Origin of the sequence: uncultured Porphyromonas sp. (genome assembly GCF_902489635.1) — a bacterium.
In the GTDB taxonomy this organism is placed as follows: Bacteria; Bacteroidota; Bacteroidia; order Bacteroidales; family Porphyromonadaceae; genus Porphyromonas.
The window spans coordinates 15,989-37,046 of sequence record NZ_CABUAN010000002.1 but is presented as its reverse complement, the minus strand read 5'-3'; the positions used below and the strand labels follow the sequence as shown (position 1 = coordinate 37,046).

The following is a 21,058-nucleotide window of genomic DNA, read 5'->3' as shown; positions in this document are numbered from 1 at the left end:
CGCTCACACCTTGGGCTGTCAGCCAAGGTCAGCACAGCAAGCGGAGCATAGGCGTAGAGCTAGTCCGCTTGTAGCCACACAGTTGATAGGAGTGTGGCTAGCAGTATCTCACTGGTGGGGCTCTTAGAGCTTTGCCCTCTCTCAGGGCTAGGTGTACAGCTTCGGGTTGCAGCTCGGGAGCAGGGGCATCCCACTCGTCCACTGCAAAAGAAGGTGCTACGGCACACTGGTCGGTGACGCCGAGGTGAAACTCGCAGACGGGGCAGGTCACGTTGTTGACCAGATAGACCTCTGAGCTAGCTTCATGATGCTCCTCACCGCCTGTGTCAGACTGAGAGGTAGCATAGTTTACCACTGAGAAGGCTCCTGCGTCGTGCTGGTGCATAGCTTGTCCCATCAGAGCCAGTACGTATACTAGCCCCAATAGCACAGCCGTCATTCGCGTCGGCATATCGATATGTGTGAGTCTTCTCATAAACTTTATCGCCCGCAAAGGTAGTAAAAATATTTTTCCCCGCAAGCGACTCGCCCAGCTCACAGGGGTGACGCATTATAATCGCTCTGTCAGGAGCTACACATGAGCCACAAGCGAGGCATAGATGAGCTCACTATATAAATGTGTCAGTTCTGCGCTCCAATCTCTCCTCCTCCGATGCTCTCCGATCCCTAATCTCTAACTTCTAACCTCTAATCTCTATTTACATATCTTTACGGGGAAATTCGTCCGATTCCCTCCTTTCTCGAATATCCACGTGGAAAATCTCAAATCTCCACGTGGATATTTTTTATTTTCCACGTGGGCGTCATTCATTTCCTCCGAAGTTTCATTTGATTCCTCCGAGGAATTTTTTCTTTCCTACGTGGGAAATAAAAATTCTCCACGTGGAGATTTTGAAATATCCACGTGGAAATCAGTTTTCCCCTACACGGTGCCGTTTCGATATGTAGTCAGTTCTAAATTATTGTGGCGAGCTGGCATCAACTTTTCCCAGCTAGGGATGACGCATCATAATCGAATTTTCAAGAGCCACACACAACGATAGACGAGGAATAGAGAGGTAAACGAGCTCATTGTACATAATGCGTCAGCCCTGCGCCCAGCTCAAGTCTGAAGTCGTATATGCCACACAGGTTCCACCCTCGTTGAGCGACTGGGGAAGCCGAGCTATCGGAACGATCGGAGCTGTCGAAGGAGCGTCTCGGGCTACTACAACGGATGCTTTCTCACTAGCTGCCACAGCAACAGATCTGCGGTGAAACTTGGATTAAGGAATAGAACAAGGGCTGACTCCTCCCAAAAGTGAAGTCAGCCCTCTTTAGAATGACTTTTCAATCAGTACGTCTACTACTGAATGTCTAGTTGTAGCTTGACTGGCAGGTCGAAGACTTCTTTGTTTGGTTTAACATCATCACGAATCTCCATATACTTATTCCAAGAAACATTCTTATTCTTAAGGATAGCTCCCTTATCGATAAACTTCATACGGATAGTAATCGTAGGCTTACCGCCACCTATCACCTCCGTTGGTAGTCGGTCAATAATGAGTGTAGGCTTGCCCGTCTCAAACACTTTAAGGTTAGCCCAGGCCTCCTTGTCATTAGCTCGTATGAGATGCTCCGTGGTATAGGGACCTTTATAGCCGTTCTCTATGAACTCCATAAGGGAGGGGAAGCCAAAGAGGACAATTGGAGTCAGGTCACTTCCTACGGGGTAATCTGCACCGAAGCTGGCATTGTCACTCACGATAGAAATCTCTTGAAACTCCCAGTAGAGAGCCCGATCAGGGATATAATACTTGGTGTACTTCTTCTTAAAATATAGATCTTCACGATGAACGACAGGGATGCGACGATAATAAGCTGTATCCCCTATCTCATCACCAAAAAACCAGCCATTGTCTGTATTCACGCCTGTGAGGGTAAGATAGTCGACATTGCGAATTTTACCATCCACTACCCGACACTTGAAGGAGCGTGGTCTCAACGCTTCAGCCTCTGTCAACGTGTCTAAACGACTCCTAGACTGGTATTCGTTTACAGACAAATAGCATGGGGCTAAAGTCTCAAAAACAAAGTTGTTGCAACTGACCTCGCTCTTGGGCATATAGCAACTAGTTACCCCCACTGCTAGCAAAAGTGCAGCTGATAGGACTACAAGAGCATTCCTAATAATTCGATTCATATTACTTTTCGTTTAACGGGTTGAGTGTTAGGATTATTTCGATATGTAGAATGTAGAGATATCGTAATACGCTTATTTCGTTGCGTTTGTTTTTAGTTGTCGATACTCTTGTGGACGAAGATAGTAAAAAAACACAGATCAAAATGGCTTGTGAAGCCATGATTCAACTATCCAATGAATTGGTTTCGTCGAGCTTTTGATAAAAAAGCTGTCCGGGAGTTAGAAACGTGCGTCTCATTGGCTAGCACTTCATTTTTTAGTAGCTTTGTAACATCGTAGTAACGATAGCGTGATCCGTGCTGGCTACCTTTGCATCGTGTCTTGGTAGGCTCATGGCGACCTCCGCTAGTTGCTACGGCATTACATCCAGTTAATCTGATATCCAGTTAATCTATGACAAATAAGACTTATCGTCTACTCTTCACACTACTAGCACTCTCTTGGGGTCTATTCCTGACCGCTGCTTGCCAGCCCAATGGACAGCAAAGAGGTGTCGAGCAGCCTCAGAGTGAGACCAACCAGACATTTCTAGCATCGCAGCAGGACTACGACCTGCGTGTCGCTGGCACCGCTTGGGAGGCTGGCGACCAGATAGGTATCTACGTGCGTCGCACAGCGCAGAATACGACCTGGTCGGCTGAGCAACTACAGCATAGCAACCTGCATTACAAGACTACTCGTGGTGGGGGCCTTGCGACCTTCGATCCCGCTGACGATCAGCAAAAGGTGCAGTGGGACTCGTCGATGAAGTATGACATCCTCGCTTACTACCCCTACAATGCTCAGACGCAGGGGGGCAAGATCGCTTACAGCGTCGCCAATCAGGCTTCGCTCAAGCCGCTCCTTATCTCGGACAATCTCTCAGCCATTGCGCCCGATGTCGCAAAGCAACTAATCTTTCGTCAGGCACTCACCTCGCTCCGCTTTGAGATGCGCAGTGAGGATGGTGGCTCTCTAGAGGGTGTCCAGGTACGCATCGTTGGTATGCCGACGACAGGTACGCTAGACCTCTATAGTCGTCAGTGGCAGGTCGATGACAGCTCTACGGCCGAGATTTCTGTGCCAGTCACCGTCTCGGGCGCTACCGCTACGGCCACTGCGCTGATACTACCTATCGAGACGACCACGAGCGAGATGAAGGTACTCTTCACGCTGCCCAACGGACGTACCTACACCTGGCCACTACGTGAGGGTCAGAGCCTCGTCATGGGACAGCAGCGTACCCACACCATCACGCTCAAGGATACCGGCACGGGCAAAGTCGCAGAGGTTGGCCAATACTTCGAGCTACCCGCCAAGAAGAATCTCCCCAATACGCTGGAGGTGCAGCACATGCTCCCGAGCAATCGCTCGGCACGCAACTACTTCCTACTATATGATACGAAGATGCACCTAGCTCACTATGTGGCTTATCCGCTCTACAAGGACTTAATAGAGAAAAAGGTTGATCGCACTAATGCTTGGGGCTATGATCCGGATATCTCTAAGGCGTATCAACCAAACCTGACGGGGGCTTATAGAGGAGGCTACTCTCGAGGACACCAAATCCCCAGTGCAGATCGACGCTCCTCTCGGGCGGATAATGCCAGCACGTTCTACTACTCCAATATGGTTCCTCAAAATCAAAGACATAATGGTGGTATCTGGAGTCGTCTAGAGGGCGATGTACGCACGCTTGCTGGTGGTGTTGACACGCTCTATGTAGTAACGGGCGTAGGCTTTAACAGCACAAACTATCAGTACACTCAGGATCAAAGTAATGTGGACTGCCCGATACCAGACTACTTCTATAAGGTAGTCGTATGGCGCGACAAGCAGCAGCGCTGGCACTCCAAGGCATGGTGCATACCACACGAGCCACTCACAGGAAGTCCCGATCCTTACAAGACTACGCTCCGTGAGATGGAGGCGAAGACTGGTTTTGACTTCTTCCCTGCGCTCAATGATGTCAACGTACTTGATAACTAACCTGCAGCCGACCTACTATTATGAACAAGATACTAACGACAATCTCTATACTACTCACGACGCTACTCCTCGCTACCTCTTGTACCAAGGAGCAGTCTCGCTGCTCCACTTGCCCCGATGCAGACGGTGCACAAGCTAAGGACTACATAGTCTTCAAGAGCAACATACGTCTCGATGGCAAGGAAGTACGCGCCACGGACGAGCGCTTTGACGTGAGCGATCAGATCGGTGTCTATGCACGTGGAGCGGAGGAACGCAATAACCTGCACTACCACGCCGTCCCTGGGGGAGAGATAGCCATCTTTCACCCCACGACCACGTCTGACCGCATCTACCCCAGCACTGTCAAGGAGCTAGACTTCTACGCTTACGCTCCCTACCGCACAGCCGTTCAGAAGGGGATCATACACCTGAATCTCATCCAGGAGCCCGTCGACCTCCTCTGGGCTCATCACCGTGAGGTGGCACCTCGTGTAGACAAGAAGGAGTACACGCTCCTCTTCGGGCACGTCCTCTCACGCATCGTCTTCACCATCCAGGGACTTCCCGCGGGTGTGACGCTGCAGTCGATGCAGCTACAAGGCATGGTCGTCGAGGGCGACTTTGACGTTCTCACGGGCGAGCTGCGCACACCGTATAGTTCGAAGGAGACGCTCCCGCTCACCGTTGGTGCAGATAAGCACTCCGCTTCGTCTCTCATCCTTCCTAAGGATATTGTGGACGCACAGCTACAGCTCACGCTCAGCAATGGGCGCACCTACACCAAGGAGATTAAGCAGCTAGACATCATCAGCAACAAGATCTACTACTACAACATCACTCTCGACGAGCAGCAGGGAGGTATCTCCATAGACCTTGTCAATGGACAAATCATAGACTGGGAGGACGATGGCACCATTTCCAATATCGTTGCCACGCCGACCGAAACGCCCACTCCCACGCCAGAACCTAAGCCAGCTGGTGAGAATATTTATAATGTAGACCTCACACAGGTAGCTCGCGCACTACCGCTCAATGATGACTTCGCCAAGGGGGGAAAGGACCACGATCCCTTTGCACTCCCAGGCTGGCTCAACAAAGCACTCGTCGGTTCGCGTGACTTCCAGAAGCGCTCTTACGGCGACGTACACTATGCTCAGGCCAGTGCCTATAAGTCTGCCGATCCAGTAAATAAGTGTGTCCTCATCACGCCTCGTCTGCAGATGACAGCTGGCTCTAGCTATACGGTAGAGCTAACATACAGCTCAGGACACACCAATGGTGCTACCCTCACTGTCCAGCAGCTAGACAAGGATGGAGCACTCGTCAAGACCCTAGAGGTCATCAATGACACGACATCTCCTAGTGGCTATGGCAATCAGCACTACAAGAAGAGCTACGCTATCGCAGGCTCTGCTGAGGCTGGCTACATAGCTCTCCTCTACGAGGCTTCGCAGGAGCCTCTTCATACGACGACTTATCAAGTCGAAGCTTTAACTGTTAAATAGCAAATAATCAATAATCACCTAAATACAACAAGACATGAAGAAACTACTTGTCGGTGCACTCGCACTACTCGCACTCACTGCCTGTAACAAGGACAACAAGAGTGAGGCACTCCAGCAGGAGGCTATGCAGTTTGGGTCAAACATCCCAGCGCTCAACCTCCGTATGGCGGGCAACGCCTTTGAGGCAAACGACGCCATCGGTATCTCTATGACTGGTGACGCTACCGCTACCAACGTGGAGTACAAGACCACCGCAGGAGGTGCTACCGCAACCTTTGCACCTGCAGCTACTGGACTAACCTTTGCCGAGGGGCAGACGGTCAACTTCGTTAGCTACTATCCTTACAGTGCTAGCGCTACGACCGATCTAGCTATCGACCTGACCAACGATCAGACCGATGTCCTCTACTCCAACAACCTGACGGGCATCAAGACCGCTAAGGACGCTACCGGTGCTAACCACGTACTACAGTTTACGCACAAGCTAGCTCTCGTGAGCTTCACCATGACGGGTCTACCCGCTGGTACGACTATCACCTCAGCTCAGCTAGAGGGCATCGTCACGACCAGCTCAATGAAGATCGCTGACGGTACGCTCACCAACGGCACGACAACAGCTACGCAAAAGCTACAGCTCAAGAATGGTGCCTTCGCTCCAACGATCGTCATCCCTGCTACCAATGCTAATGCTAAGCTGGTCATCACGCTCAGCGACGGCAAGAGTTACAGCTACACCTTCGCTAGCCTCGCTCTCCAGTCTGGCAAGAACCACAAGTTCAACGTTACCCTCGCTTCAAACGCTCTCACAGTAGATCAGATCAATGGTCAGATCTCTGACTGGAACGTAGTAGATGAGGGCAACGTAACCGTTGATCCCGACAACACGGGTGGCGTAACACCTCCTCCTACGCCACAGCCCACTACCAGTGAGCTACTCTTCCCCGGTGCAGACTTCGAGGACTTCGCTGCTTTCACGGGTACACTAAATCGCTATGGAATAGGTACCTACTGCACAGAGGCTACTGGTGCTGGTCGTACGGGCAATGCCCTCAAGGTAAGTGGCACACTGGCTAAGAATGGATTCTTCTTCACTGTAGAGAACAAGAGTGGCAAGGAGTTCACGGGCAAGTCCAAGATTACCTTCTACGTCAAGGGTACAGCCACTGGCAAGGGTATCTCTATCAACCTATACCCTGCAGATAATACGGTATCAGGGCTAACGCAGCAAGGCTACTACGCTTACAACCTTGGCAACATTAACAACGCTGACGTTACTATCCAAGATGCTTCTCATGAGGCTAAAAATCAAAACGACTACGCTGGTAGTGTCACTGCTACCGACTGGGTTAAGGTAACGCTTGACATCAGTGGTAAGGCACTAGCTAAGAGTGGTAACCTCATTGCCTTCAAGGGAGGTAAGACAGGTGTCTATGACCTCCTCATCGACGACATCACGATCGAGTAATCAGTCAGACCAGCGAGTCTTCGTCGCCTAGCGCGAGAGGTAGCCCGCTAACGAATAAACGTAGGGACGTACGGCATTGCGCCGTATGTCCCTACGTTCGTTTTGAGGCTGTTGACTTTTGCAACAGTCTCGTTTTATCCCGTGCCTCCCGACAAAGGGCTAAAAGTCCGTTAGACCCCAGTACCACCTAGGTGAAACTCTAGTGCCATCCCCCCTTGGCACTCCAGTTCCATCTAGGTGAAACTCCAGTTCCATGGGTATGAAACTCTAGTTTCATAGGTAAGAAACTCCAGTTCCATAGGTATGAAACTCCAGTTTCATAGGTAGGAAACTGTTCGTTTAGCCCTAGATCCCCACAGATCGCTACTCGCTTAGCCGTGCTACGACGGAGTAGAAAAGAAAAATAGCCCCCTCACCTGCTGAGCGGTGAGGGGGCTGATGCGATGAGCCGCTTTGGCTGTGTGGCTTTCGCTAGCTACTAACCACTAACCACTAGATCCGTATCCAGCTCCAGAGGTCGCGCAGAGAGGGTTTCTTGCCCGTGAAGAGGATGCCGACACGATAGATGCGTGCAGCTAGCCAAGCGATACCAAAGGCAGTGAGGTAGAGCAGCACGATGCTGAGGATGAGCTCCCACGTGGCGACCCCATAGGGTAGTCGAACCATCATTACGAAGGGCGACGAGAAGGGGATGATACTGCCCCAGAAGGCCATTGTGCCATCGGGATTGTCCATGCTGCCCATAGCGATGTAGAAGCCGAGCATCATGACGAGGACGAACGGCATCATGAACTGGCTGGCATCTTCGTCGCTCGAGACACTCGACCCGATCGCTGCAAAGAGCGAAGCGTAGAGGAGGTAGCCCCCGATGAAGTAGATGAGGAGCATGATGATGAGCTGTACGAAGTTGATGCTCTGTAGCACCTCTAGACTAGACTGCATCTCGGTGACGGAGTCCATACTCATACCGCCTGCGAGTCCGCCCATCTGTGCGGGGTCTAGCTGCGAGAGTGCCGAGAGGTCGTAGACGCCACCCACGGCGACTAGTGAGCCGACGACAAAGATAATCCCCGCAAAGACCAGCCAGATAGCGACCTGTGTCAGTCCGACGAGGAAGACTCCGACCATCTTCGAGATCATCATCTCTATGGGGCGTACGGTGCTGACGATGACCTCCATGATGCGGTTTTTCTTTTCCTCTAGCACACCGCTCATCACCTGTCCTGAATAGTTCGACATAAAGCTGAGGATGATCACAGAGAGCACCATGCCGATGACACCAGCCAGTGAGCCACTAGACTTAGCCTCCTCGCCCTTGGCATCCCACTGATAGGTGGGGACGGAGATGGTCGTCTCCACATCGTCGATGATCTCGGGGAGTCCCTCTATATCGTACTGAGCGATGCGTTGCTCTTTGAGTCGCTCGGTAAAAGAATCTTCGATGTAGTTAACGATGCCACTGGGAAGCTTCTTGTAAGAGTAAAGACTCCAGCCGTTGGGATTGTTCATCAGCGTGTCTTTTATATAGAGGACCGCTGAGAGCCCCTCCTCCTCGAGCTTCGCCTTGTCGGTATAAGCCTCGAGCGGCTCGGAGCTTGGGATGAAAGTGTAGTACTCGTTGTCGGCTAGCACGTCGCTATAGAGTCCTGTCTCGTCGATGACGGCGACGCGCTCGTCACTGAGCGAACTCATACTGATGTAGATGACGATAAAGAAGATAGCTGCAATGAGGATGGGGACGAGGAGGGTGGTGACGATGAAGGACTTCTTCTTGACACGCACCATGTATTCTCGCTCGATAAGTATGGAGAGCTTGGAGGGTGATTTCTTGTTCATAAGAGTGGGTCTGGTTAAAGGGTGGTCGTAGCGGGCTGAGCTTGAGCCGTGGTGGTGCGGATAAATATCTCCTGCATGGAGGGTATCTCCTGTGCAACCTCTAGGAGGTGCAGGTCGGTGGGGACTAGTCCCGCGAGGGCGCGTACGTCACGCTGCTGCGGGTCTTTGAGGCGGACGCGCATATCGTGTCCCTCCCGCTTGATCTCGAGTAGCTCGATCTGCTGCTCGGTCAGAGACTCGACCCAGTTGGGGCGATACTCCTCGCCGGCTATGAGTAGCGAGGCGACGCCGTCGAAGTGGCTTCGCTTGACCTCGGTCACATCTCCACGGAGCACCACCTTGCTCTGGTTGATGAGGGCGATGTCGTCACAGATTTCCTCGACAGACTGCATGTTGTGCGTGGAGAAGATGACGGCACAGCCGTTGTCTCGTAGCTCTAGGATCTCACGCTTGAGGAGCTCGGCATTGACCGGGTCGAAACCGCTAAAGGGCTCGTCGAAGATGAGTAGCTTGGGGCGGTGAATGACGGTGCAGATGAACTGAACCTTCTGCTGCATTCCCTTAGATAGCTCCTCGACCTTACGATGCCACCAAGGCATGATGTCAAACTTCTCAAACCAGTGCTTCAGCTCCTGCTGCGCCTCCTGTCGGGATAGTCCGTGCAGACGAGCCAGGTAGATGGCTTGGTCACCGACCTTCATCTTCTTATAGAGTCCACGCTCCTCGGGAAGGTATCCGATATGGCGTATATCTTCGTAGGTCATCTCCTTGCCGTTGAGCAGTACGGTACCGCTGTCGGCTAGGAGGATTTTGTTGATGATCTTGATGAGGGTACTCTTGCCGGCACCGTTGGGACCGAGGAGTCCGAAGACGCTGTTGGGCTGTACCTGTATGGAGACATCGTCGAGGGCGAGGTGGTTCTTGTATCGCTTGACGATATGCTCTGCTTCTAGTAAGTAGGACATGAGACTTTAGAGGTTAGAAGTTAGAGATTAGACCTTTGAGGTTTGGAGTATGTCGAGGGCTCGCTGGTAGGATGGTATCTCGGCGAGCGGTTTTGCGGTGGTGGTGGCGTAGTCTATCTGCAGGACGAGGTGGGTGAGCCCGTTGGTCATCATCAGGAGCGGTGCGTGGTAGTGCGCATTGTAGCGCGAGATCTGGTTGACCGTCTCCTGTGAGAGTGGCACCTCGGGCGCCTTGCACTCGATGAGAGCGAGGACTCGTCCGCCAGGGCCGTAGATCATTGCATCAAAGCGGTCTTGACGTATGGAGCTGGCGACGAGGCTCTCCACCTGTATGGAGAGGCGCGGGTAGCCTAGATGATCCGTGAGATAGTGCAGGAAGTGCTGGCGCACCCACTCCTCAGGGGTTAGCGCGACCATACTCTGACGATAGACGTCATATATGACCGAACGCCCTGACTGCTCCTCAATGAGAGCAGGGTAGGAGGGTAAGTGGAGGGGTTTCATTAACTTTGCTTCGCACTACTGCTATTAGACGGTGCAAAGTTACCATTTCCACCAATGAAAACAAAGAAAGAGATTGCTACCAATTGGTTAACGAGGTACACCACACGGAGCCTCGAGGAGTTTGCGCCACACATACTCCTGACCAACTTCACGAGCTACCTGCAAGCTTTTGCCAAGAAGATCGGCGAGCCGATCCTAGGCGAGAGCGCCTCGATGCCAAACTGTGGCAATGCGGAGATGACGATGATACACATTGGCATGGGGAGTCCTAATGCGGCGACGATCATGGATCTGCTCTCGGCCATTGAGCCCCGGGCGGTAGTCTTCCTCGGTAAGTGTGGCGGGCTCAAGTCGCAGCTGACGCTGGGGGACTACGTCCTCCCGATTGCGGCGATACGTGGCGAGGGTACGAGCGATGACTATATGCCTCGTGAGGTGCCGTCGCTCCCCTCCTTTAATGTGCTCAAGGCTTGTAGCAATGCGCTCCTCGAGGCGGGCATATCGTATGCGCCAGGGACGGTCTACACGACGAATAGACGGCTCTGGGAGCATGACGAGCACTTCAAGGAGTACCTGCGCACGACCCATGCGGATGCCATAGATATGGAGACGGCTACGCTCTTTACGGTGGGCTATGCGAACCGCATCCCGACGGGTGCTCTCCTGATGGTGAGCGATATGCCGATGACACCCGAGGGGGTCAAGAGCGACGAGAGCGATAGCTACGTGACGGCACACTTCGCCGAGCAGCATCTCCAGCTCGGCATCCGCACTGTCGAGAGCCTCCGCCAATCTCCCGAGGAAATGAAGAGTATCGTCTTTGACTGGTAGTAAATTATTATAGTAGAGAGAAAATGAAGAGCGTCAAGATCAATGTCGAGTACCTGAAAGTCGTCAACTATGCCTTGTGTCACAACAAGATCCCCATCTGCCAGTCGGTCGACATCGTCAATACCTCTGCGGCCCCACTGGAGGATGTGCAGGTGCTCTGCGAGGGGGAGTATGTGACTCCGTACGAGAGTACAGAGATCTTGCAGGTTAGTCCTGACGAGACGGTACGTATAGTGCCCTTTGAGATTGTCCCTGATGGTGGTAAGCTGGCTGCGCTCACGGAGCGCATAGTTACGAACTTTACGATTACGGTGACAAGCCAGGGCGAGCGTGTGGGGCAGGAGACTTTTTCGCTAGAGATGATGCCGTATGACCACTGGCTGGGGTCGGTGATTTTGCCACAGATGCTGGTCTCCTTCATCACGCCAAATCACCCCGCTATCACGGCGCTAACGCTCAAGGTGGCCGCGACGCTCAAGCGTATGACAGGCTCCTCCGCGCTAACTGAGTACCAGTCAGGCAATCCCAATGAGGTGCGTCTACAAGTGGCTGCGCTCTTTGCGACCCTTCATCAGGAGGGGATCGTCTATCGCGCTATACCTGCAAGCTATGAGGTCATAGGGCAACGCATCACCATGCCTGATCAGGTCTTAGCGACTAAGATAGGTAACTGTATCGAGCTGACACTGCTGATGGCTAGCGTACTCGAGAGCATCGGTCTGAATAGCGTCGTGATCCTACAGAAAGGGCATGCCTATCTGGGTGTATGGCTTGTGGATGACTGCGCCCTCGTAGGGGTCTCTGACGACGCCTCCTTTATAGAGAAGAAGTGTTCGCAAGGTATCAGCGAGATGCTGGTGCTAGAGTGTACGAAGCTGACTAGCGAGCAGACCTCCTTCGAGCAAGCGATCCAGATTGCAGAGCTCAACCTAGCAGATCACGCACTCTTTGACATCTTTATCGATGTCAAGCGATGTAGACTAGAGGGCATACGACCTCTGCCATCGAAGGCTCTAGCTGAGGGCAACTACGCCGTTGCCGCCGCAGGCGTAGCGCATGAGGAGTGTGTCATCAATGTCGTAGAGCATGATCGCTACGATCTGACTCATATAGCGGATAGTAAGAAGGAGCTGACGAAGTTTGACATCTGGGAGCGCAAGTTGCTCGACTTCTCTCTACGCAACTCGCTCCTCAATACCAATCTACGTCGCAGAGGTATACAGTTCATATCCTTTGATGTGGCAAGCATCGAGGACTATCTACAGGATGGTAAGGAGTACACCGTTGCTTGTAAGCCAAACGTAGAGCTCTCCTTTGACTCTTCAGAGCAGATCGTCCGCTCTAAGCTCTATCCGCAGTTAGAGGAATTGATCCGCAATGATATAGCGCATTGTACGCTGCACACCTACAAGACAGAAGCTGAGACCAATGACATCCTTAAGAACATTTACAAGGTGGCGCGCAGCTCTATTGAAGAGACGGGTGCTAACTCCCTCTACCTGGCCATCGGCACGCTCCGGTGGTTTGAGACAGAGCGGAGCGAGACGGCGCGCTATGCCCCGATACTGCTCCTGCCTGTGGAGATGGTCTACAAGAGAGGTAAGTACTGCGTCAGGACTAGAGACGAGGAGATACTCCTCAACGTCACGCTGATAGAGTTTCTAAGACAAAACTATGACATCTCCATCGGAGGTCTAGACCCGCTGCCTAGAGATGAGAGTGGTGTCGATGTGTCGCTCATATTTGCCACAATACGTGATGCGCTCAAGGAGCAGAAGAGATGGGACGTAGAGGAGGAGTGCCTCTTGGGTATATTCTCCTTTAGCAAGTACCTCATGTGGAATGATATCCATGCTAACCATGAGACGCTCCGAGAGCATGATATCCTAAATAGTCTCGTAGAGGGCAAGCTCACTTGGCATCCCGAAGAGAGCACCGCAGATCTAAGGCAACTAGACAAAGAGACCTCGCCCGCAGGACTAGCTCTACCGCTGACAGCTGACTCATCGCAGATAGCTGCCATCATAGAGGGGGGCAAGGGACACTCCTTCGTCCTCTATGGTCCTCCAGGCACAGGCAAGTCGCAGACGATCACCAACCTAATAGCCAATGCGCTCTATCAGGGCAAGAGGGTGCTCTTCGTAGCGCAAAAGATGGCCGCACTGGATGTCGTGCAGAGTAGACTAGAGAAAATAGGACTAGGACCGTTTTGCCTAGAGCTACACTCCAATAAAGCAACCAAAAGGCATGTCCTCACCCAGCTCGAAGAGGCACTAAAAGTAGCGCACATCCTACCACCTGAGGGCTTTCAGGCGCAGGCAGACAAGATCTTTGAGATGCGCAAGCAGCTCATAGACTATATGAATGCGCTGCACGACAAAGATCCTCAGGACAAGCTCTCTCTATACGAGTATATCCTACACTATGAGAGCTTAGAGGTAGAGCCTTTGGCAAGCTTCACCTTTGAGGAGCCGCTGGATCAGCTCCTGATGACGGAAGGCGTCAGAGGGGTCGAGGAGCTACTAGGCGCACGGCTAGAGACCGTCGTGAAGTTGGTCGGACAGCCTGCGATCCACCCCCTGAAGGGGCTCAGACTAGACCGAGCCATGCTGACAGATAGCTCAGGGGTCGTGGAGGAGATGCGTCGTAGCCAAGAGACTCTGAGGCAAACACTCACGCATCGTGAGGATCTCCAGCAGACGAAGGAGCAGCAAGAGCAAATAGTGAGAGACAATGCCCCAGAGATCCTAGCACAAGACGTAGAGCAGCTCCGTACGGAGTGGCGTGCGGCAAAGGCTAAGTGGTTCATTCCGCGCTTTTTTGCCAAGCGCAGCTTCATGAAGCGGCTCAAGCAGTTCAACGCATTCATCACCGAGCCTGAGGTAGACAAGTTGATCGATGACCTAACCCTTTATCACAAGAGGCACGAGGAGATCGAACAGCTAAGGACTATCTTATCCCGCCACTTCGGGCTAGAGACTCCAGAAGATACGATGCCAGAGGCCGCTACGATAGAGGAGTCTATCGATCAGCTAGACCGCTGGAGCACCCACTCAGACAAGATGCGAGACTGGCTACACTGGTCTGAGTACGCCGATGAACTGGAGTCTCATGGTCTCGGCTGCGTCGTAAGGACCATGTATCAGGAGGAGCATCAGCCCGCTCAGATCAAGGATGCCTTTATGAAGGCACTCTTCAAGTACAAGGCGGAGGAGCGTATCAGACGCTCTGAGGTGCTGGCAACCTTTGAGGGGATGATCTTCGATCAGGTGATACAGTCTTACCGGACGATGATCCAAGAGTTCCAGCTGCTGACCCAAAAGGAGCTGTATGCACGATTAGCAGCAGGCATTCCACGGATGACCGACGATGTGGTATCTGGCAGTGAGATCGGTCTACTCAATCGCAACATTAGTAATGGCGGACGAGGCGTCTCTCTGCGCGAACTCTTTGCACAGATACCCACGCTACTTCCTCGGCTTTGCCCCTGTATGCTCATGAGCCCCATGAGTGTGGCGCAGTATACAGACATGACGCAGGAACAGTTTGACCTAGTCATCTTCGACGAGGCGTCTCAGATGCCTACCAGTGAGGCGGTGGGGGCTATAGCTCGAGGCAAAGCACTCATCGTCGTGGGCGACCCTAAGCAGATGCCACCGACGAGCTTTTTCGCCACCTCCAATGTAGATGTTGAGGAAGCTTATATAGACGACATGGAGAGCATCCTCGAGGATTGTCGCACGCTAGAGATACCCGCCCTCCAGCTGTCTTGGCACTACCGCTCTAGGCACGAGAGCTTGATAGCCTTCTCTAATAGTGAGTACTACGATGGGTCGCTCATCACCTTCCCCTCAGTAGATGACCAGAACACAAAAGTCTATCACGTACCCATAGAGGGCTACTACGACAAGGGTGGCCGACGCACCAATGCCGCAGAGGCAGAAGCCATCATACGAGAGGTGATACGCAGACTGCGAGATCCTGAGCTGTGGACGAAGAGTATAGGCGTGATATCCTTTAGTGTAGCTCAGCAAGGACTGATAGAGGATATGCTACAGGCGCAGCTAGATCGTGAGCCAGCGCTGCAAGAGATCGTTGACCAGATGCCTGAGCCGATCTTTGTCAAAAACCTGGAGAACGTCCAGGGTGATGAGCGAGATATCATCCTCTTTTCCATAGGTTACGGACCCGACAAGGAGGGCAAGGTGTCGATGAACTTTGGTCCGCTAAATAATGCGGGCGGTGAGCGAAGACTCAATGTCGCCGTGAGCCGTGCAAGACAAGAGATGTACATCTTCTCTACGCTTCGCTCCGCAGACATTGACCTACGCCGATCCAAGGCGCTGGGTGTAAAAGGTCTCAAGGACTTCCTCCTATATGCTGAGACTCAGTCCCTGCCCACCTACTCGCAGACACAGGCGGAGAGCAGCGACACTCTGCTGGCTGATCAAATCGCTGCCGAGCTAGCCGCCAGAGGACATCAGGTCAAGACGAATGTGGGGCGCTCTAGCTTTAGAGTGAAAGTCGCTATCTGTGACCCGCAAGACCCCGAGGTCTATCGTCTCGGCATACTTCTCGATGGGGAGAGCTATAACAAAACGCCCACCACCAGAGATCGAGAGGTGGGGCAGCCCTCCGTACTATCTGCCCTCCAGTGGCAGGTCATGAGGGTGTGGAGCGTCGACTGGTTCAATAATAAGGAACGTGTACTGAGTCGAATAGAAGAGCGTCTCGCTACGGCACTCGCCACACCCGTAGAGGTCAAGGCTACTCCCAAGGCGCACTTTGACATTTCTCAGGAGCAGCTCGTCGAGGAGACAACCCAAGGGCAGCAGTATCGGAGCTACTCCATAGCAGAAGCCACGGCAAGGGGCTCTATGCGTGATATGGCTCAGCTCGTTCGAAATATTATCGCCACCGAGCAGCCGATCACCTTCGCACTCCTCTGCAAGAGAGTCGCTACCCTCACAGCTGTGGGGCGTGTCACCCCGACCTTGCAGGCTACTGTCAAGGAGCTACTCACTCCCTTCTATCAAGACGAAAGCGAAGCTATATGGCTCAGCAAGGAGGATAGTAGCGACTACCACACCTATCGTACAGACTCTGGGAGAGAGGTGGCGAACATACCTCGTGTGGAGCTGATAAACGCACTTAGCGAGACTCTCAGAGAGCAAGTAGCTCTGAGCCAGGATAGCTTGACGCTCCTAGCGGCTCGCAAGCTAGGCTTCAATCGCAGGGGCAGCAACGTCGATGCGGCTTTTTCAGATGCCTTGGCCGCGATGATAGAGGCTGGCACCGTTGAGGCGGTCGGTTCTAATCTTCGCCTCAAGTGAAAGCTGGGTTAGCGGGGGGTATGCGCTGTGGACATTCAAGTAAGAAGAGCCAATCCCGTGGCTCAGATCAATTCACTACCTTTGCTGTGCAACGCAAAGCGGAGACGGTACGATGGTGGGTATCGTCTCCGATCGATAGGAAGATGCAGCTATGACTGAACTCGTACAGATTAGTGACCTGATCCGGTCGGGTCAACCGCTCCCGCCCCTCGTGCTTGGCTACGGAGAGGAGAGCTACTACATCAATCGCCTAGAGGAGCTGGTCGTCGAGAACTACATTCCTCAGGAGGAGCGCACGACCCAGCTGGTCGTCTACTTCGGCTCCGAGACGACAGCTCCCGAGGTACTTCAGCAGGCGCAGACTTTCTCCATGTTTGCGCCGAAGCGTCTCATCGTCTTGCGTGATGCGCAGGATCTTAAGAAGAGTAGCGTCCTCAAGAAGCCGTACGGCATTGCCGAGCTGATACGCGATGCGACCACCTTTGCCGAGGGTACCACACTCCTTATATTATACCACGACGCGCTCCCCGCAGCAGCCAAGAAGAATGCGCAGGCGCTCAAGTCGCAGGTGGCGCTCATCGAGTCGACACCCGTCAGGCGTGATAACGAACTGAGAGAGGCGATGATCCGGATGGCTGAGGGGCTAGGCTTGCAGCTGGCTCCGCAAGCGATCTCGACGCTGATCGAGCGGGTCGGATATGACCTAGAGACGCTCTACTCGGAGCTGCAAAAGCTAGCCATACCAGCCAAGGGCGCCGGCGGACTCATCTCACGTGCCATGGTGCAGCAGGTGGTGAGCAAGTCGCGCAAGTACGGTCCTTACGACTTGCTCAATGCGGTGCAGCGACGCAAGGACGATGAGGCTCTGCAGATAGCACTGGCCATGGCGGAGGACGAAAAGCGATACCCCGTACCGCAGATCGTCGCTTCGCTCTACGGCTTCTTTGCCAATCTGATGGTAGCGCACTACCTGCCGTCCAATAGTCAGAAAAACATACAGGAGGCACTCAACCTGAAGTATGAGTCGATGGCACGCATGTACCAGTCGGCTATGCGTCTCTACTCTAAGCAGCAAACGCTCAACATTATCTCCGCCATACGACGTGCCGACGGTGACGCCAAGGGTGCCCACGGGGTCAATGCCTCAGCACGCACCATCTACCTAGACCTCCTGACGCAGATCTTTGCGCTAAAGTACTAAGTGAATGCTCTCGCTCTAGACTTCGCAGGTTACTTCTCTAGTCGACTCTGCAGGGCGTACATTTCGTCGCGTAGACGTGCAGCTTCGACGAAGTTGAGCTCCTTGGCAGCCGCATACATCTGCTTGCGTACCTGCTCGATCAGGTCTGGGAGCTTGTCCTGCGTGAGGTACTCAGCGACAGGTGAGGCGACAGCTATCTCTTCCTCGACATAAGCTTCAGCTTGTGCCGAGGTTTTTGTTGTTACATAGCCCTCCTGCGAGAGCGCATTCGTTCGCTTGCTCACCACCTGCGTCGGGGTGATGTTATGCGCCTCATTGTAGGCTATCTGCTTAGCACGGCGGCGGTTGGTCTCGTCGATGGTCGCCTGCATGCTGTCGGTGATACTATCTGCATAGAAGATAACCAGCCCATGCACGTTGCGTGCAGCACGTCCAGCCGTCTGGGTGAGCGATCGATGCGAGCGGAGGAAGCCCTCCTTGTCCGCATCGAGGATCGCCACGAGCGACACCTCAGGAAAGTCCAACCCCTCACGAAGCAGGTTGACCCCGACCAAGACATCGTAAGCCCCCTCACGTAGGCTGTCCATAATCTGAATACGCTCTAGCGTGTCCACGTCGCTGTGTATGTAGGCGCACTTGATGCCCGCTCGTATGAGGTAGTCGCTCAGCTCCTCCGCCATACGCTTCGTCAGGGTCGTGACGAGCGTCCGCTCGTTGCGCTCCGTGCGTATGACGATCTCCTCCATCAGATCGTCCACCTGATGCTCCGTGGGGCGGATCTCGATGGGCGGGTCTAGTAGTCCCGTAGGGCGTATCACCTGCTCGACCACCACGCCCTCGCTCATGTTGAGCTCGTAGTCAGCTGGCGTGGCACTGACGTAGATCACTTGGTTGGTCAGATTGACAAACTCCTCAAACTCCAAGGGCCTATTGTCCAAAGCTGCTGGCAGGCGAAAGCCATACTCCACCAAGGTGGTCTTGCGCGCCTTGTCTCCGCCATACATGGCGCGTATCTGCGGTATCGATACGTGGCTCTCGTCAATGACTAGGAGATAGTCATCGGGGAAGTAGTCCATCAAGCAGAAGGGTCGCTCGCCCGGCTTGCGACCGTCGAAGTAGCGCGAGTAATTCTCAATGCCCGAGCAGTAGCCCACCGCCTTGATCATCTCCAGATCGTAGGAGACCCGTTCGTAGAGTCGCTTCGCCTCAAAGAGATGCCCCTCGCGCTCCAGCTCTGCTGTGCGGTCGGCCAGATCCTTCTTGATCTCCACGATAGCACGCTGCGTCTGCTCCTCCGTTGTTACAAAGAGGTTGGCGGGGTAGATGCGTAGACTATCTAGCGTCCCCTGGCTCTCAGCCGAGACAGGGTCGATGATGGTGATCCGATCGATCTCGTCATCCCAGAGCTCGATGCGGTAAGCAACCCCCTCGAAGGACTCGATGGCGGGAAAGATGTCGATCGTATCTCCCTTGACCCGAAAGGAACCACTCACGAAGTCCGCCTTGTTATTGACATAGTAAGACTCCGCCAGGCGTCGCATCAGCACGTCCCGCTCGATCTGCATGCCCACCTCCAGCTTGATGATCTTATTCTCAAAGTCATTCGGATTGGCCATACCATAGATGCAGGATACCGAGGCGACCACAATTACATCGCGACGACCCGAGAGAAGCGAAGCGGTAGCACGTAGTCGTAGCTTGTCCAGCTCTGCATTGATCGCCATGTCCTTCTCTATATAGGTATCCGTATTGATCAGATAAGCTTCGGGCTGGTAGTAGTCGTAGTAGGAGACGAAGTACTCTACCGCATTGTTGGGAAAGAACGCTTTGAACTCACTATACAGCTGCGCTGCCAACGTCTTGTTGTGGCTAATGACCAGCGTCGGGCGGTCCACCTGCTGGATCACATTGGCGATCGTAAAGGTCTTGCCCGAGCCCGTCACACCGAGGAGCGTCTGATGAGGCAACCCATCACGCACTCCCTGCGAGAGCTGAGCAATAGCCTCCGGTTGGTCGCCCGTCGGCTTATACTTTGAGGTTAGTTGGAAGGACATGGCACCTACTCGACTCTAATGCTGTCCGCGCTTCTGCTTGTTCTCTAGGTACTTACTATCGAGTGCCCAGGTGAGCCGAGGCTCTAGAGCGATAACCTTGCGATACCACGTCTCCGCCTGCGTCTGCTCCCCGACACCTACGTAGCACTCGGCAATCTGGATCAGGAGACTCAAGTAAAGCCACGACCCCTTGCTCTTGCCCTGCGAAACCATCGCACGCTCAGCACGAAGAAAGTAGTCGATAGCTCCCCGCTTAGCATCTCCCTTGAAGAAAGCTGGTGCGAAGTACTGTGCATTGCCTCGCTGGATCAGCCCAATGGCATTTTGCTGGTTCATCTTGATCGAGCGATTCATCAGACTAATGCTCTTATTGCCCACAAGCGCTGCTCGGAGCCATGATATGCCGATACGATAGCTGTAGTAAGCCGAGAGGTAGGCGGTCATCTCGGCGGTCTTGTAGTCACACTCTAGAAGGTAGTCCACGTGCGCTTTGTAGCGCTTGAGGTACTGCTCCGCCTCATTGTTTCTGTCGCGCAGGATGCACTCAGCGATGTAGCCGTACTCATACTCGACCAGCTCGGCAATACGTGCATAGCTCTTGTTAGGCTCAGCGTGCATACGGTCTACGACCCGCTTCCAGCTGTTGATGTCACGCTTTACATACGCCTCGTAGACCTGCTGTTGGTCTGCCGTCTGTGCCCAGCTACTTCCCGCTCCCAAGAGGAACACGAAGAGCAAAAGTCCCAATATCTGTCTCTGTTTCATACGATCTCTGTTTGTCTAGTTATCAACGAAAGCTATCCCACAGTGCGGAATAGCTGGAGAAAAGAACTCCCCGAAGAGCCGTCTCATCTCCTTCATATCTCCAAAGATACAAAACTCTAGCGAAGCCACAACGTCTCACTAGACTCTTTGACAGGGCTGACGCATTATATATAATGAGCTCATCGACCTCTCTACTCCTCGTTTGTCGCTAATGTGTAGTTCCTGACAGAGCGATTAGGATGCATCAGCACTGGTTGGGCAAATTTGACTCCGGCTTGCTACAATAATTTAGAACTGACTACATATCGAAACGGCTCCGTGTCGGGGAAAAGAGATTTCCACGTGGATATTTCGAAATTCCCACGTGGAGAATTTTTATTTTCCAGGTGGGGAATAAAAAATTCTTCGGAGGAATCAAATGAAACTTCGGAGGAAATGAATGACGCCCACGTGGAAAATAAAAAATA

Annotated in this window: 13 protein-coding genes; 6 read left to right on the top strand and 7 right to left on the bottom strand. The window is 53.1% G+C overall.

What is annotated here, in order from left to right; all coding sequences use genetic code 11:
* Positions 1–97: 97 nt before the first annotated feature.
* The gene (locus RDM37_RS00665; protein ID WP_308554288.1) at positions 98–475 is read right to left on the bottom strand and encodes a DUF2946 family protein; all 378 of its coding nucleotides are present in this window, start codon (positions 473–475) and stop codon (positions 98–100) included.
* A gap of 870 nt (positions 476–1,345) precedes the next feature.
* Positions 1,346–1,909, bottom strand: coding sequence for a hypothetical protein (locus tag RDM37_RS00660; protein WP_308554286.1), 564 nt, complete (start codon positions 1,907–1,909; stop codon positions 1,346–1,348).
* A gap of 666 nt (positions 1,910–2,575) precedes the next feature.
* On the opposite strand from RDM37_RS00660, the gene RDM37_RS00655 reads away from it, so the two are divergent.
* Genes RDM37_RS00655 through RDM37_RS00645 form a run of 3 tightly spaced genes read left to right on the top strand, consistent with a single transcriptional unit; the run spans position 2,576 to position 7,102 of the window.
* Positions 2,576–4,150 carry a DNA/RNA non-specific endonuclease gene (locus RDM37_RS00655; RefSeq protein WP_308554284.1) on the top strand — a complete coding sequence of 525 codons (1,575 nt, stop codon included), beginning with the start codon at positions 2,576–2,578 and terminating at the stop codon, positions 4,148–4,150.
* Between the two features lie 20 nt (positions 4,151–4,170).
* Positions 4,171–5,637, top strand: coding sequence for a fimbrillin family protein (locus tag RDM37_RS00650; RefSeq protein WP_308554282.1), 1,467 nt, complete (start codon positions 4,171–4,173; stop codon positions 5,635–5,637).
* A 34-nt stretch (positions 5,638–5,671) separates the two neighbouring features.
* On the top strand, positions 5,672–7,102 hold the full coding sequence (locus RDM37_RS00645; protein ID WP_308554280.1) for a fimbrillin family protein: 1,431 nt from the start codon (positions 5,672–5,674) through the stop codon (positions 7,100–7,102).
* A 492-nt stretch (positions 7,103–7,594) separates the two neighbouring features.
* Here the strand turns inward: RDM37_RS00645 and RDM37_RS00640 are convergent, their stop codons facing one another.
* From RDM37_RS00640 to RDM37_RS00630, 3 genes are read right to left on the bottom strand one after another with little or no spacing between them, the layout of a single operon-like run.
* A complete protein-coding gene (locus RDM37_RS00640; RefSeq protein WP_308554278.1) occupies positions 7,595–8,938 on the bottom strand; it encodes an ABC transporter permease in 1,344 nt (447 codons plus the stop codon).
* Between the two features lie 14 nt (positions 8,939–8,952).
* Positions 8,953–9,903 (bottom strand): ATP-binding cassette domain-containing protein, encoded by a 951-nt coding sequence (locus RDM37_RS00635; RefSeq protein WP_308554276.1) that lies wholly within the window; start codon positions 9,901–9,903, stop codon positions 8,953–8,955.
* 27 nt (positions 9,904–9,930) lie between these two features.
* A complete protein-coding gene (locus RDM37_RS00630; RefSeq protein ID WP_308554274.1) occupies positions 9,931–10,407 on the bottom strand; it encodes a type I restriction enzyme HsdR N-terminal domain-containing protein in 477 nt (158 codons plus the stop codon).
* A gap of 54 nt (positions 10,408–10,461) precedes the next feature.
* Here RDM37_RS00630 and RDM37_RS00625 point away from each other — a divergent pair, with 54 nt between their 5' ends.
* The 3 genes from RDM37_RS00625 (at position 10,462) to holA (ending at position 17,772) form a co-directional block, all read left to right on the top strand.
* A complete protein-coding gene (locus tag RDM37_RS00625) occupies positions 10,462–11,238 on the top strand; it encodes an AMP nucleosidase (RefSeq protein ID WP_308554272.1) in 777 nt (258 codons plus the stop codon).
* A gap of 23 nt (positions 11,239–11,261) precedes the next feature.
* Positions 11,262–16,571 carry a DUF4011 domain-containing protein gene (locus RDM37_RS00620; protein WP_308554271.1) on the top strand — a complete coding sequence of 1,770 codons (5,310 nt, stop codon included), beginning with the start codon at positions 11,262–11,264 and terminating at the stop codon, positions 16,569–16,571.
* A gap of 151 nt (positions 16,572–16,722) precedes the next feature.
* Positions 16,723–17,772, top strand: coding sequence for a DNA polymerase III subunit delta (holA, locus tag RDM37_RS00615; protein WP_308554269.1), 1,050 nt, complete (start codon positions 16,723–16,725; stop codon positions 17,770–17,772).
* 29 nt (positions 17,773–17,801) lie between these two features.
* Here holA and uvrB read toward each other — a convergent pair whose 3' ends face one another.
* Together uvrB and RDM37_RS00605 are read right to left on the bottom strand one after the other, a co-directional pair.
* Positions 17,802–19,826 (bottom strand): excinuclease ABC subunit UvrB, encoded by a 2,025-nt coding sequence (uvrB, locus tag RDM37_RS00610; protein ID WP_308554267.1) that lies wholly within the window; start codon positions 19,824–19,826, stop codon positions 17,802–17,804.
* A 15-nt stretch (positions 19,827–19,841) separates the two neighbouring features.
* The gene (locus RDM37_RS00605; RefSeq protein WP_308554265.1) at positions 19,842–20,591 is read right to left on the bottom strand and encodes a hypothetical protein; all 750 of its coding nucleotides are present in this window, start codon (positions 20,589–20,591) and stop codon (positions 19,842–19,844) included.
* Between the last annotated feature and the right edge of the window lie 467 nt (positions 20,592–21,058).